The sequence below is a fragment of the Bradyrhizobium sp. LMG 9283 genome, from assembly GCF_045571415.1.
GTDB lineage: Bacteria > Pseudomonadota > Alphaproteobacteria > Rhizobiales > Xanthobacteraceae > Bradyrhizobium.
Window position 1 is genome coordinate 3,356,555 of the sequence record NZ_CP120691.1, and the last position, 13,095, is coordinate 3,369,649.

Consider the following 13,095-nt stretch of genomic DNA (forward strand, 5'->3'; position numbering starts at 1 on the left):
GGAGGTGTCTTGCCCGGGCCTCATCGGCCGCGATAACATTCCGCCATGACCGAACAGCTCCTTCCGGTCGGCCCTGCCGACATCGATGCCGCGGCGCGTGTGATCGCGCCTTATGCCATCCGCACCCCGCTGTTGTCCTTCCCCGTGCTCAACGAGCGCGTCGGTGCGAAAGTGTTCCTGAAGCCGGAAATGCTCCAGCGCACCGGCTCCTTCAAATTCCGTGGCGCGTTCAACAAGGTGTTCTCGATCCCGCAGGACAAGCGTGCCGGTGGCGTCGTCGCGTTCTCCTCCGGCAATCACGCCCAGGGTGTGGCCGCGGCAGCAAAGATCCTCGACATGCAGGCGACCATCGTGATGCCTGCGGATGCGCCGTTGTCGAAGCGCGAACGCACCAAGTCGTACGGCGCCGAGGTGGTGCTGTACGATCGCGACAAGGACGACCGCGAGGCGATCTCGCGCGGCATCGCCGAGAAACGTGGCGCGACACTTGTAAAGCCCTATGACGATCCCTTCGTGATCGCAGGGCAGGGCACCGCCGGCCGCGAGATCGCGGAAGACATGGCAACGCTCGGCCTCGCCCCCGACATCGTGGTGGCGCCGGCCTCCGGCGGCGGCCTGATCGCGGGCGTCGCAACCGCGGTGAAGGCGCGCTATCCGCAGGCCGAGATCGTGGTGGCCGAGCCCGAGGCATTCGACGATCACGGCATTTCGCTGACCGCTGGCCATCGCGAGCCGCATCCGCCGGCGGGGCGCACCATCTGCGATGCGCTGATGGCCCTGATGCCGGGCGAGATGACCTTCGCGATCAACAGCAAGCTGCTCGCGCGCGGCGTCACGGCTTCGGACAAGGAAGTCGGCGCGGCCGTTGCGTTCGCCTATCGCGAGCTGAAGCTCGTGGTCGAGCCCGGCGGCGCGGTGGGCCTTGCCGCATTGCTTGCGGGACGCCTGGAAGTCGCAGGGAAGAACGTCGTCATCGTGCTGTCAGGCGGCAATGTTGACGCGGACTTGTTTGCCGAGCTGGTGGCCTGATCCAAGGTACGATGCGAGCGAGGGAACCCGGTCCACCTCTCCATACGGGAGAGGTGGGCAGCTAGCCCAGCCCGATCAGACCTGATTTCTATCTCCCGACATGAAAAGGGGCCAGAGCGTCGCCGCTCTGGCCCTTGTCGTCTGCGTTTTCCGCAATCAGTGCATGAAGCCGCCGCGACGGTTGCCGCCACCGTTCATGCTCGGCGCCTGGTTCATCGACTGCCTGAAGTTGTTGTTGCTGTTGACCATGCGGTTCGGCATCGTGTTGAGCTGCGGACGATTGGTCTGCACGTTGTTCTGGACCTGCACCTTGCTCACCGGGTTGTTGTTGAGCTTCACGATGCCGGTGTTGCCGTTGTTGACGCGGATCGGCTGGTTCTGCGTCTGAACATTGACCGGCTTCACGTCGATCTTCGCGCCGCCCTTGCCGATATTCACCGGCGTGCTCACGATCTTGCCCGGCTTGGCGTTACCGCCATTCGGCGTGGTGTTGGTTGCAGGCAAGGTCACGATCTTGCCGATGCCGCCATTGCTGTTGGTCGTGTTGGTGGGCGCGGGCAGGGTGACGATCTTGCCTGGGGCCTGCGACGGCGTACCGTTCGGCTTGTTGCCGCCCGCGGGCAGATTGACGATCTGGCCGCCATTGCCGAGCTTGCCGATGATGTTGCCGTCGACCGGCTTCTGCACGACCGGCAGATTGCCGTTCACCTGCGCGCCATTGCCCTGCTGCAGCGGCATGTATTTGGGCTGGCCGAGATTGCCGATCTTGAGGGTCGGGGCAATGTTCTGCGGCGCCAGGAACTTGGTCGCCTGCATCAGAGGGATCTGCTTCGGCTGGGCCTCGAGCTTCAGCGCGACTTGCGCATAGGGGCTGTTGCCGTAGCTGTCATAGAAGTTCTTGTAGCCAAGCGGAGAGTTGGCGAGCACCGCCTTGTGCCAGGCCTGCGAGATCAGGAGGTTCTTGAGCAGCCAGCGGATGTGGTCGCACAGCGGGTCGTGCGGATACATCTGGATGAACTCCTGATAATATTCCGGACGGCCTTCGGACACGACGTAGTCATAGGCCTGGCGCGTCGAGCGGCTCGGCAGGTTGGAGGCCATCTGCACGACAGGTGCATTCACCGGCGCACGGTTGGCCGCAACCGCCGTGTCACCGAAGAAGGTGAAGTCGCTCGTCAGTGACGAGCTCTCCCACGGAATCTGCGCGCCGCTGGTGGTCTGGTTGACCTGCAGGCGCACGCGCTTGAACAGCTGTTCGATCGGCACGTTGGGCTCACGCGCGATGTTCAGGAAGGCCTGGGTATAGGGACTGTGACCATTGGTGCCGTCGAGCGCCTCGGCGCCCGGTGCGGTCGAGTAACCGACGATCGAGCCGTTCGGCGCATCGACGATGGCAAGGCCGCGGCCGGCATCGTTGACTTGAGGGAAGGGGTTGTTGCGGCAGGCATCGAGGATGACGATGCGCATGCGGCTCGGGATCGTCTCCAGCGTCGACATCACGTCGACGAGGCGCACCGAATTGTTGACGAGCTCGGTCGGGTTGGAGACCTTCGCGTCGACCGGAACGAGATAGTTCTCACCGGCGAGCTGCACGCCGTGCCCGGCGTAATAGACCATCGCCACCGTGTTCGGACCGCGCGAGGCGATCCTGGCGGAAAAGTCCTGGACCACGCGGATCATGTCGTTCTGGGTCAGATCGGTCGCGGCGACCACTTCGAAGCCGGCCGAGTTCAGGAACTGCGCCATCGATTGCGCATCATCGTCGGGGTTCGCAAGTTGCGGCGCGTTCTGGTAATGCGCATTGCCGATCACCAGCGCCACCCGCTGCTCCGGGCCTTGCAGGGCGGTGGGAGCCGGCTGGGCCGGGGCGACTTGCGCGGAAACGGGCCCGCAGGCGAAGCCGAACAGGCTTCCCAGGAGACCCGCAGTCATCAGGAAAGGCTTTAGGCGGAACATGGCGTGCTCCTCTGGCACTCATCTCGATGCGAGATTGGTTGCGAGGAAGCTTGGCCGCGTTCGAGCTTGCGGTCCGTGATCCCTATCACCATGGTGGCCTGCGTGATCTGAATCACGTTCGGAACCTCCTATGGTGAATGCTTGATTGGGAGGAAGTCCGTCACATGCTGAATCGATCGATCCGATCCTGACGCCCGATTTGCTCTGGCTGCTCGCCGCGATGGGCCATAGCGACGACCTGGTGTTCGTCGATGCCAATCACCCCGCCACCCGCATCGCGCAGAGCACCTCATCGCAGCGCCTGATCCAGCTGCCGGGCATGAGCATGGAGGTCGCCATCCGCGCCATCATGTCGGTCTATCCGCTCGACGATTTCGATCCCGATCCGGTGCGGGTGATGATGCCGGTCGACGATCCCGACCGCGTGCCCGACGTGCAGCGCGCGGTGCTGGCCGAGATCGAACGCGCCAGCGGCAGCGCCGTCAGGCCCGGCAAGCTCTCGCGTCCGGATTTTTATCGCGCGGTAGCGGCCGGGTTTGGCGTGGTGCAGGTCGGCGACAGCAGGGGCTATGGCTGCTTCCTGATCAGGAAGGGTGTGATCAGCTAGCGGAGTTGCGTTCGATCGACGCACCGCTTGATGTAAAGCGGATGCGACCATCGTGTGCGATGATCCTGCGCATGGCGACGATCAGCCTGCACTCGAATTTGAATGGCCTTCCAGCAGGCGAGTGTCTATGGTTGATCCATGTCCCGCCTAATGTGTCTCTTCGTTGCCATCATCCTGTCGCTGCTGCCGGCTGTCGCGCCCGCGGAGCCCGTGCAAAAGCGTCCGAAGCCGGTGTGGAAGGGCTACGGTTTCCTGCCGGGCTACCGCCAGCCGCTGAGCAACAGCATTCCGCTCTACAAGCAGAAGGACGCGATGCGGCGCCTTGCGCGCAATGACCGCCGCCATTGGTACATCGACCCGGTTCCTCAGTATTACCGCTGGGATGGCGAGTGGCACTATTTCGGCCGCCCCGGCTTCAATGGCGGCCGATACAACGGCGGCAGCTTTGGGCCGTGCTGGACGCGGACGCCGATCGGGGCGGTGTGGAATTGCGGGTGAGCGGCTAGGTGCGGCACTCGATCCGTCATGGCGAGCGGAGCGAGGCAAATCCAGAATCTTTCCGCGGCGGCAGCCTGGATTGCTTCACTGCGCTCGCAACGACGATGTGGCGAGGGTGTGCGCCTCAAGGCTCGCCTCGTGCCCCGGACAGCGCAGCGTCTCTTCGACGGTGCGCTGCTGAGCCGGGGCCCAGTTTGCGACTGAGGTTGTGGCTCTGGGTCCCGGATCTGCGCTTCGCTTGTCCGGGACACGAAAGTGAAATACGCGTTCCGCCTTTACGAGAAGAACGCGATCTTCTCGGCCTGAGTCATGCGGCGGATCGGTGCGAGCGGATCGTTGGCCGGCGCGCGCGGCTTCTGCAGGATGCCGCTGGCGAGGATGGTGGCGCCGAGCGAGGGCTCGGGGACAGGCGAGGGCATCGGCAGCGTCGCCGTCGGCGCTGCGGCGAAGGTTGCCGTCGCCGCCATGGCCGGGGCCTGCCGCTCCATCACTTCGGCGGCGGCTTCCGCGATGGCGTCGGTGAGGCGCGCGAGCGAGTCAATCGCGATCGGTGCGTCGGCGGCGGGCTCCGCGATGGCTGCGACGACCGGCTGAGGTGCCGTCGGCTCCGGAAGCTCGGCGGCAATGGGCGCTGCGACATCCGTGGGCATCGGTTCCGATGTTGCGGCGGCCATCTCGACCGGCTCGATGATCTCGTCGAACTCAGGATCGGGTGCGGCCATCTCCAGCGCGATCGCCTCGAGGATAGCTTCGTCCTCGGCTTCCGCGGCGGCGTCGAGTGCAAACTCGTCGGTCACCTCCGCGAGGGCGGCGGGCTCGGCGACCGGCTCTTCAAAAGCAATGTCTTCATGCGCGGCGTTCTCGAGCGCGGCTTTGTCGGGCGCGACCTCGCTCTCGGCAGCGATCTCCGGCGTGGCCGCATCCATCGCCTGCTCAGCCATCGCGAATGCTTCGGCGGCGCCGGCGTCCTCAATGGCGGCTTCGGGCTCGCGAGTGGCGGCGATGTCCTGCGGCGTCTCCGTGACAGCCACGGGAGCTTCCCTCGCCATCTCGGCGGGGGCGGCATCCGCGACGGGCGGCGGTGTTTCCTGCACCGGAGCCGGCGAGGGACGCTCTGCCTGCGACGATGCGCCGCCCTCGGTCTGCTCGATCCGCTCCCTCAGCAGATCGAACGCGGCCTTGAGCTCGACGCGGGGGTCGAGGGTCGAAATCTGTCCGCAGGCGGCCTCGATCGAGGCGAGCTGCGAATCAATGAGGTCGCAGATTCGGCCGTCAGCGCCGATCTCGCGCCAACGCCAGGAGATCTCCTTGATGATGCGCACCCCGCGCGGGATCGGCGCGAGGGTCGCCTCGATTGCGGCGGGATCGAACGCCGCGATTGCGATCGTCTCGGCCTCGCGAATGGCGCGGCGGATCTCGATCAGCGCCTCGGGCAGGCGGTCCTCGAGAACGGGTTGCCGCTGTGCCGCAAGGGTTTCTTCAATTTTCGCGACCGCATCGAGCACCATGCGGGTGTCGGCATTGCGGTTGCGCTTGGCATATTCGCCGAGGAACCAGCGGCCGCGCGCGGTCTCCATGAAGGCTTCGCGGATCGCGTCGTAATCCTGCTCGTTCGGCTCGGCCGCGCGGGCAGACATGGGCGAGAGGGCGAATGCTTCGTTGGCCATGGCAATCTCGTCGCGCAAATCAGTGCGCGTTACTGTAACGATCACCACGATATCGACCGAATCGCAATTGGTTTGATGCAGCCCGAATCACAAATCCCCATCGCGGCAGCGAAGAAGCGGCGATTCGCCGTGAGCCTCGCGCTGTTCTATTCGGCGGTCTTCGCGGTTTCGGGCACGCATCTGCCGTTCTTTCCTGTCTGGCTGAAAGCGATCGGCGTGGACGCGGCCTGGATCGGTCTCATCAACGCGCTGCCGGCGATCACGCGCTTCACCACGCTGCCGCAGGTCACGGCATTTGCCGAAAAGCGACAGGCCATTCGCGCCGCCATGATGGTGTCGGTGCTGGCGACCGCGATCGGCTTCACAGCGGTTGGACTACAACAGCAGCCGCTGGTGCTGTTCCTGATCTATGCGCTGACCTGCGTGATGTGGACGCCGACGATGCCGCTGACCGATGCCTATGCGCTGCGCGGTGTTGCCCGTTACGGGCTCGACTACGGGCCCTTGAGGCTGTGGGGCTCGGCGGCCTTCGCCGCGGGCTCGCTCGCCTGCGGCTATCTCGTCGACGTCATCGCGGCGCGCGATCTGATCTGGGTCATCGTGGCCTGGGCGGTCGTTGCGATCCTCGCCAGCCTGTTGCTTCAGCCTCTCGACGACATCAGGCGTAGGAGTGCCGAAGCGCGTGCCGACACGGCGCTGCTGCGCGATGCCGGCTTCTGGGCCATCATCGCCTCGGCCGCGCTGATCCAGGGCAGCCATGTCGCCTATTACACCTTCTCGGCCATCAACTGGCAGCTCCATGGCATCAGTGGGCTGACCATTGCGGGCCTGTGGACGCTGGGCGTGATCGCCGAGATCGTCGTGTTTGCGCGGTCGCCGCGCTTCTCGCTGCATCCATCCACGATGATGGCGATCGGGGGCCTAGCCGCCGTGCTGCGCTGGAGCGTCACCGCCAACGAGCCGCCGCTCGCGCTGCTCGCGATCGTGCAGCTCGGCCACGGCCTCACCTTCGGCATGACCATCGTCGGCACCATGAATCTGCTGGTGCAGCGCGTACCCTCGCATCAGATCGCGCGGGGGCAGGGCTACTATGCCGCCTGCAACGGGCTCTTGGGCGCAGCGACCTCGATCGCGTCAGGCGCGATCTACGCCCACATCGGTGATGGCCTGTACTACGTCATGGCGGCGATGGCCGCGGCTGGAGCGGTGGTGATCTGGTCGGCGCGGCACCGATTCTCGGCTCATCCCCAGAGCGAGGCGTCCGGCGGATAGACCAGGCTGCCGTCATAGCGCAGGCCGTGATCGCGGTCGCGCGCCAGCAGCAAGGGGCCGTCGAGGTCGACGAAGCGCGCCTGCGGCGTCACCAGCATGGCGGGGGCCATCGACAGAGAGGTCGCGACCATGCAGCCGATCATGATCTCGAAGCCGAGCACTTGGGCGGCATCGGCCATGGCGAGCGCCTCGGTGAGGCCGCCGGTCTTGTCGAGCTTGATGTTCACGGCATCGTAGCGTTCGCGAAGCGGCGCAAGCGATGAGCGGTCATGCACGCTCTCGTCGGCACAGACCGCGAGCGGCCGCTTGATCCGCGCCAGCGCATCGTCCTTGCCTGATGGCAGCGGCTGCTCCACCAGGGTGACGCCGGCCGCGGCGCAGTCGGCGAGGTTGTGCTCCAGATTGGCTTCGGTCCAGGCCTCATTGGCATCGACGATCAGCTCGGATTCGGGGGCGGCGTTGCGCACGGCGGCGATGCGCTGGGGATCGCCGTCGCCGCCGAGCTTGATCTTGAGCAGCGGCCGCTGCGCCGCTTTGGCGGTCGCCGCGGCCATGGCCTCGGGGGCACCTAACGAGATCGTGTAGGCCGTGGTGCGCTTCCCCGGCACCGGGCGGTCCAGCAGGTTCCAGGCGCGCCGGCCGGCCGCCTTGGCCTCGAGGTCGATCAGGGCGCAATCCAGGGCATTGCGGGCCGCACCAGGCGGCATGGCGGCCTGGAGGGCCTGCCGCGTCATCCCGCCCGCCACAGCCTCCCGCATGGCCTGGATGGCGGCCAGGGTTGCCTCGGGTGTCTCGCCGTAGCGGGGATAGGGCACGCACTCGCCGCGGCCGGTCAGGCCGTCCCGGCTGACCTCCGCCACGACTGTCACGGCCTCGGTCTTGGCCCCCCGGCTGATGGTAAAGCTGCCGGCGATCGGGAAGCGCTCGATTCGCGCCGCCAGAGCCACAAGTTTGCTGGAAGTCATTTTGAACTCTAGCGAAATCTGAACCTGCTAGTTACCTCTAGCAACTAACATTAACCACTTGGGGATACCTTCTCTGGGTAAGGGCGCGTGCGCAACTATCTGATTTTCTCCGCCCCGGCACGGGAGCGGACATCTTGAGTAGCGATCCGAAGCTGGAGCGGATTGCGAAGGGCAACGCGCTGGCACTCTGCGCCACCGGAACCTGGACCGCGAGCTTTGCGCCGGTCCTGGAGCGAATGGTGGCCGAGGCCGAGAAGCTCGCCGGCAGTCCGCAAAGCATCTTCATCGACGTGTCCGAGGTCGCCAAGCTCGACACGTTCGGCGCCTGGCTGATCGAGCGGCTGCGCCGCAGCCTGACAAAAGGCGCGGTCGAGCCACAGATCGCGGGGCTCTCCGCCAATTATTCGAGCCTGGTCGACGAGGTGCGGCGGGTGCGGGCGACCCCCGTGATCGACCGCAGCCCCATCACCATCACCGGCATGCTGGAGCAGATCGGCCGGGCGGTGGCCGGCCTTGCCGGTACGGTGGCAGGGCTCGTCGACATGCTCGGCGCGGTGCTCGCGGCGGGCTTCCGAGTCCTGATCCATCCGCGCTCGTTCCGCCTGACCTCGACCGTGCACCACATGGAGCAGGTCTGCTGGCGCGCGGTGCCGATCATCGTGCTGATCACCTTCCTGATCGGCTGCATCATCGCACAGCAAGGCATCTTCCATTTCCGCAGGTTCGGCGCCGACATCTTCGTCGTCGACATGCTGGGCGTCCTGGTGCTGCGCGAGATCGGCGTGCTCCTGGTCGCGATCATGGTCGCGGGCCGCTCCGGCAGCGCTTACACCGCCGAGCTCGGCTCGATGAAGATGCGCGAGGAGATCGACGCGCTGCGTACCATGGGGTTCGACCCAATCGAGGTCCTGGTGCTGCCGCGCATGATGGCGCTCGTGCTGGCGCTGCCGATCCTTGCTTTCCTCGGCGCGATGGCCGCGCTCTATGGCGGCGGTCTGGTTGCCTGGCTCTATGGCGGCGTCCAGCCGGAGGCCTTCTTGCTACGCCTGCGCGACGCCATCTCGATCGATCATTTCATCGTCGGCATTGTCAAGGCGCCGGTGATGGCCGCCGTGATCGGTATCGTCGCCTGCGTCGAAGGGCTCGCCGTGCAGGGCAGTGCGGAGTCGCTGGGGCAGCACACCACGGCATCGGTGGTGAAGGGCATCTTCTTCGTCATCGTCATGGACGGCGTGTTCGCCATCTTCTTCGCCTCGATCGGGATGTGATGATGGCTGGCGAGATTCAAGACCCTATCATCCGCGTCCGCGACATCACCGTGCAGTTCGGCGCAACACGCGTGCTCGATGGCCTCAACCTCGACGTCAAGCGCGGCGAGATTTTGGGCTTCGTCGGTCCCTCCGGCGCGGGCAAGTCGGTGCTGACGCGCACCATCATCGGCCTGGTGCCGAAGGTCGCGGGCAGCATTGAAGTGTTCGGCGTCGATCTGGATTCCTCGAGCACGTCGCAGCGGCGCAATGTCGAGCGGCGCTGGGGCGTCTTGTTCCAGCAGGGCGCGCTGTTCTCCTCACTCACGGTGCGGCAGAACATCCAGTTTCCGATGCGCGAATATTTGCGCGTCTCGCAGCGGCTGATGGATGAGATCACCATGGCCAAGCTCACCATGGTCGGACTCAAGCCCGAAGTCGCCGAGCGTTTTCCGTCAGAACTCTCCGGCGGCATGATCAAGCGCGTGGCGCTCGCCCGCGCGCTGTCGCTCGATCCCGACCTCGTCTTCCTGGACGAGCCGACCTCGGGCCTCGACCCGATCGGCGCCGGCGATTTCGACGAGCTGGTCCGGACCCTCCAGCGCACTTTGGGGCTGACCGTTTTCATGGTAACCCACGACCTCGACAGCCTTTACACCGCGTGTGACCGCATCGCCGTTTTAGGGAACGGTAAGATCATTGCGGCAGGGTCGATCGCCGACATGCAGGCCTCGCAGCATCCCTGGCTGAGGCAGTATTTCCATGGCAAGCGCGCCCGCGCGGTCATGAGCTGAGTAGCCGGAGCACCTGATGGAAACGCGGGCGAATTACGTATTGATCGGCTCGTTCACGCTGGCGGTGATCGCCGCGGCGATCGGCTTCGTGCTGTGGTTTCAGTCGCTGCACACTACCAAGCAGCGCAGCCCCTTGCGCGTCGTGTTCGAGGGGCCTGCTGCGGGCCTGCGCAACGGCGGCAGCGTCAACTTCAACGGTATCCGGGTGGGCGAGGTGGTCTCGGTGAAGCTGGACAACCCGCGGCGGGTTGTCGCACTCGCCATGATCGAGAACAACGCTCCGATCCGCAAGGACACCCTGGTCGGCCTCGAATTCCAGGGCCTCACGGGCGTCGCCGCAATCTCGCTCAAGGGCGGCGACGAGGCTGCGGCCCCGCCGCCGCTCGACCAGGACGGCATCCCGACGCTGACCGCGGACCCCAACAAGCTCCAGGACGTCACCGAGGCGATCCGCGCCACGCTGCAGAACATCAACAAGATCGTCGCCGACAATCAGGAGACGGTGAAGAACTCGCTGAAGAATCTGGAGACCTTCACCAATTCGCTCGCCCGCAACTCCGAGAAGATCGATGGCGTGATGGCCAAGGTCGACGGAGTCATGCTCAAGGCCGACAATCTCATGCTCGGCCTCAACACGCTGGCGGGCGGCAAGGACGGCGGCGAGCTGTTCCAGGCGGTGAAGTCGATCCGCGAGCTCGCCGAGGATTTCGACAAGCGCTCCGGCGCGCTGATGAGCGACGGCCGCCGCACGCTCGGCGACATCAGCCGCGCCGTGAACAATTTCGACCGCAACCCGACCCGCGTGCTGTTCGGCGCCAGCAACTCATCGCAAGCAGCCCCGGCGCCCGAGCCGCCGAAGCCGGCGGCGGCGGAACGCAGGCGGTAGTAAGCGGACGCGTTCGCGCACCCTGCACGTTCGTCATCGTGGGTCTCGTGTCCCGGACGCGCTGCAGCGTACAACGCTGCTGCGCAGAGCCGGGATCCAGAAGCCAGCACGGTACACATCGCGAGATGGGCCCCGGCTCTGCAGCGCACCGCTGGTCGCGCTGCGCTGCGTCCGGGGCACGAGACGAGAGCGGAGCGCATCCGCGCAGAATTGCTGTGCAACCTTGTCGCGAGCTCCTAGCAACGGCGGTGTTTGTGGGGCCGCTGCGCCAGTACGAAAGTATGGGGGTCGGGCCGAGCCAAGGTAGGGGAGGGGCCGCCCCTCGTTGTCAGCTATATCGCGCTCAAGGCGCGTCCACGAAAAGGCGCGTCGACTTCACTCACAGGGGAGGAGAGCGCGTGGTACGCCTGTTGCTGTTGTTGCCGTTCATCGGCCTGATGATCGTGCCGTTCTACAATGTCCGGGAGCCCTATCTATTCGGCTTCCCGTTCTTCTATTGGTATCAGCTCGCCTGGGTGCCGCTGACCTCGCTGCTCACCTACATCGTCTACAGGAGCGTGCGCCGTGCTGACTGATGTCGATAGCGCGGCGTTCGCCGTATTCATCGCACTCTTCATTCTAGTCACCGGCATGGGCTTCGTCGCTTCGCGCTGGCGCAAGCCGGAGACGCTCGCTCATCTCGACGAGTGGGGCCTGGGCGGCCGCAAGTTCGGGACCTGGATCACTTGGTTCCTGGTCGGCGGCGATTTCTACACCGCTTACACCGTGATCGCGGTTCCCGCGCTGGTCTATGCGGTCGGCGCCTACGGCTTCTTCGCGCTGCCCTACACCATCATCGTCTATCCCTTCGTCTTCGCTGTGATGCCGGTGCTCTGGAGGGTCGCCAAGGAGCGCGGCTATGTCACCGCGGGCGACGTGGTGCGCGGTGCCTACGGCTCGCGCGGCCTCGAGCTCGCTGTTGCGGCGACGGGCGTGCTTGCGACAATGCCTTATATCGCGCTCCAGCTCATCGGCATGGAGGTCGCGATCAAGGCGCTCGGGCTTCACGGCGAGGTGCCGCTCGTTCTCGCTTTCCTGGTGCTCGCGCTCTACACCTACTCGTCCGGGCTGCGCGCGCCGGCGCTGATCGCCTTCGTCAAGGACATCATGATCTACATCGTGGTGATCGCTGCGATCGCGATCGTGCCCTCCAAGCTCGGCGGCTATGGCGCGATCTTCACCGCGGCGGATGCGGCTTTTGCCGCAAAGGGTTCGGGCGGTATCCTGCTGTCGTCGGCGCAGATCGTGCCCTATGCGTCACTGGCGCTGGGCTCGGCGCTCGCGGCCTTCATGTACCCGCACACGCTGACCGGCATCTTCGCGTCCTCAGGCGGGAACACCATCCGCAAGAATGCGATGCTGCTTCCGGCCTACACGCTGCTGCTCGGTCTCCTCGCGCTGCTGGGCTACATGGGCCATGCGGCCGGGTTGAAGCTCGCGAGCAACAACGACGTCGTGCCTGAGCTGTTCAAGACCCTGTTCCCGAGCTGGTTCGCGGGCTTTGCCTTCGCCGCGATCGCGATCGGCGCGCTGGTGCCGGCGGCCGTGATGAGCATAGGCGCCGCCAACCTGTTCACCCGCAACTTCTGGAAGGTATGGGTCGATCCGAAGGTGACGCCGGCGGGTGAGGCGAAGGTGGCCAAGATCACCTCCATGCTGGTGAAGGTCGGCGCGCTGCTCGCCATTCTCTTGATGCCGACGCAGTTCGCGCTCGACCTGCAACTGCTCGGAGGGCTTTGGATCCTTCAGACGCTGCCGGCGCTGGTGTTCGGCCTCTATCTGAACTGGTTCTCGAGCACGGCGCTCCTGGCCGGCTGGGCCGTCGGCCTTGCAGGCGGGTCGTGGCTCGCCTGGTCGGACGGGCTGAAGCCGCTGCACGGCATCGACTTCGGTGCCGGCAAGGTCGCGATCTACACCGGACTGTTGGCGCTCGGGCTCAACATCGCGGTTGCCGTCGTGGTCAACCTGGCGGTCAAGCGCTTGCCACAGGAGCGGCTGTCCCGCGAGTCGGCCTGAAGTGACCCTCAAGCGGCGGCCGACGATCCTCCGGCCGCCGCTTCTTCGGAGCGAAATAGCCTTCCATGCGATTGAAAACGCTATAGTATCCGCCCGCGATCCGGCCCCGCTCATCGCCG

General features: G+C 65.6%; 12 protein-coding genes. 9 read left to right on the forward strand and 3 right to left on the reverse strand.

The window, feature by feature from the left end; all coding sequences use genetic code 11:
• Positions 1-45 precede the first annotated feature (45 nt).
• A complete protein-coding gene (locus P6U29_RS15605; RefSeq protein WP_407118393.1) occupies positions 46-1,029 on the forward strand; it encodes a threonine/serine dehydratase in 984 nt (327 codons plus the stop codon).
• A gap of 156 nt (positions 1,030-1,185) precedes the next feature.
• Here P6U29_RS15605 and P6U29_RS15610 read toward each other — a convergent pair whose 3' ends face one another.
• Positions 1,186-2,985: a caspase family protein gene (locus P6U29_RS15610; RefSeq protein WP_407118394.1), complete on the reverse strand. Its 1,800-nt coding sequence runs from the start codon at positions 2,983-2,985 to the stop codon at positions 1,186-1,188.
• Positions 2,986-3,205: 220 nt separating this feature from the next.
• Here P6U29_RS15610 and P6U29_RS15615 point away from each other — a divergent pair, with 220 nt between their 5' ends.
• Positions 3,206-3,592: an RbsD/FucU family protein gene (locus tag P6U29_RS15615; protein ID WP_407119339.1), complete on the forward strand. Its 387-nt coding sequence runs from the start codon at positions 3,206-3,208 to the stop codon at positions 3,590-3,592.
• A gap of 138 nt (positions 3,593-3,730) precedes the next feature.
• A complete protein-coding gene (locus P6U29_RS15620; RefSeq protein ID WP_407118395.1) occupies positions 3,731-4,090 on the forward strand; it encodes a hypothetical protein in 360 nt (119 codons plus the stop codon).
• A gap of 275 nt (positions 4,091-4,365) precedes the next feature.
• Here the strand turns inward: P6U29_RS15620 and P6U29_RS15625 are convergent, their stop codons facing one another.
• Positions 4,366-5,757: a hypothetical protein gene (locus tag P6U29_RS15625; RefSeq protein WP_407118396.1), complete on the reverse strand. Its 1,392-nt coding sequence runs from the start codon at positions 5,755-5,757 to the stop codon at positions 4,366-4,368.
• A 75-nt stretch (positions 5,758-5,832) separates the two neighbouring features.
• Between P6U29_RS15625 and P6U29_RS15630 the strand changes: the two genes are divergently transcribed.
• Positions 5,833-7,029: an MFS transporter gene (locus tag P6U29_RS15630; RefSeq protein WP_407118397.1), complete on the forward strand. Its 1,197-nt coding sequence runs from the start codon at positions 5,833-5,835 to the stop codon at positions 7,027-7,029.
• Here P6U29_RS15630 and dgcA read toward each other — a convergent pair.
• Positions 6,999-7,994 carry an N-acetyl-D-Glu racemase DgcA gene (gene dgcA / locus P6U29_RS15635; protein WP_407118398.1) on the reverse strand — a complete coding sequence of 332 codons (996 nt, stop codon included), beginning with the start codon at positions 7,992-7,994 and terminating at the stop codon, positions 6,999-7,001. The two genes, P6U29_RS15630 and dgcA, sit on opposite strands and share 31 nt — an antisense overlap.
• A gap of 134 nt (positions 7,995-8,128) precedes the next feature.
• Here dgcA and P6U29_RS15640 point away from each other — a divergent pair, with 134 nt between their 5' ends.
• From P6U29_RS15640 to mctP, 5 genes are all read left to right on the forward strand, one after another.
• Positions 8,129-9,262, forward strand: a complete 1,134-nt coding sequence (locus tag P6U29_RS15640; RefSeq protein WP_407118399.1) for an MlaE family ABC transporter permease — start codon at positions 8,129-8,131, stop codon at positions 9,260-9,262.
• A gap of 2 nt (positions 9,263-9,264) precedes the next feature.
• Positions 9,265-10,035 carry an ABC transporter ATP-binding protein gene (locus P6U29_RS15645; RefSeq protein WP_407118400.1) on the forward strand — a complete coding sequence of 257 codons (771 nt, stop codon included), beginning with the start codon at positions 9,265-9,267 and terminating at the stop codon, positions 10,033-10,035.
• A 16-nt stretch (positions 10,036-10,051) separates the two neighbouring features.
• Positions 10,052-10,921, forward strand: a complete 870-nt coding sequence (locus tag P6U29_RS15650) for an MlaD family protein (protein WP_407118401.1) — start codon at positions 10,052-10,054, stop codon at positions 10,919-10,921.
• 398 nt (positions 10,922-11,319) lie between these two features.
• Positions 11,320-11,496 carry a DUF3311 domain-containing protein gene (locus P6U29_RS15655; RefSeq protein ID WP_407118402.1) on the forward strand — a complete coding sequence of 59 codons (177 nt, stop codon included), beginning with the start codon at positions 11,320-11,322 and terminating at the stop codon, positions 11,494-11,496.
• The gene (mctP, locus tag P6U29_RS15660) at positions 11,486-12,976 is read left to right on the forward strand and encodes a monocarboxylate uptake permease MctP (RefSeq protein WP_407118403.1); all 1,491 of its coding nucleotides are present in this window, start codon (positions 11,486-11,488) and stop codon (positions 12,974-12,976) included. The genes P6U29_RS15655 and mctP overlap by 11 nt, the downstream gene beginning before the upstream one ends.
• Positions 12,977-13,095: the final 119 nt, after the last annotated feature.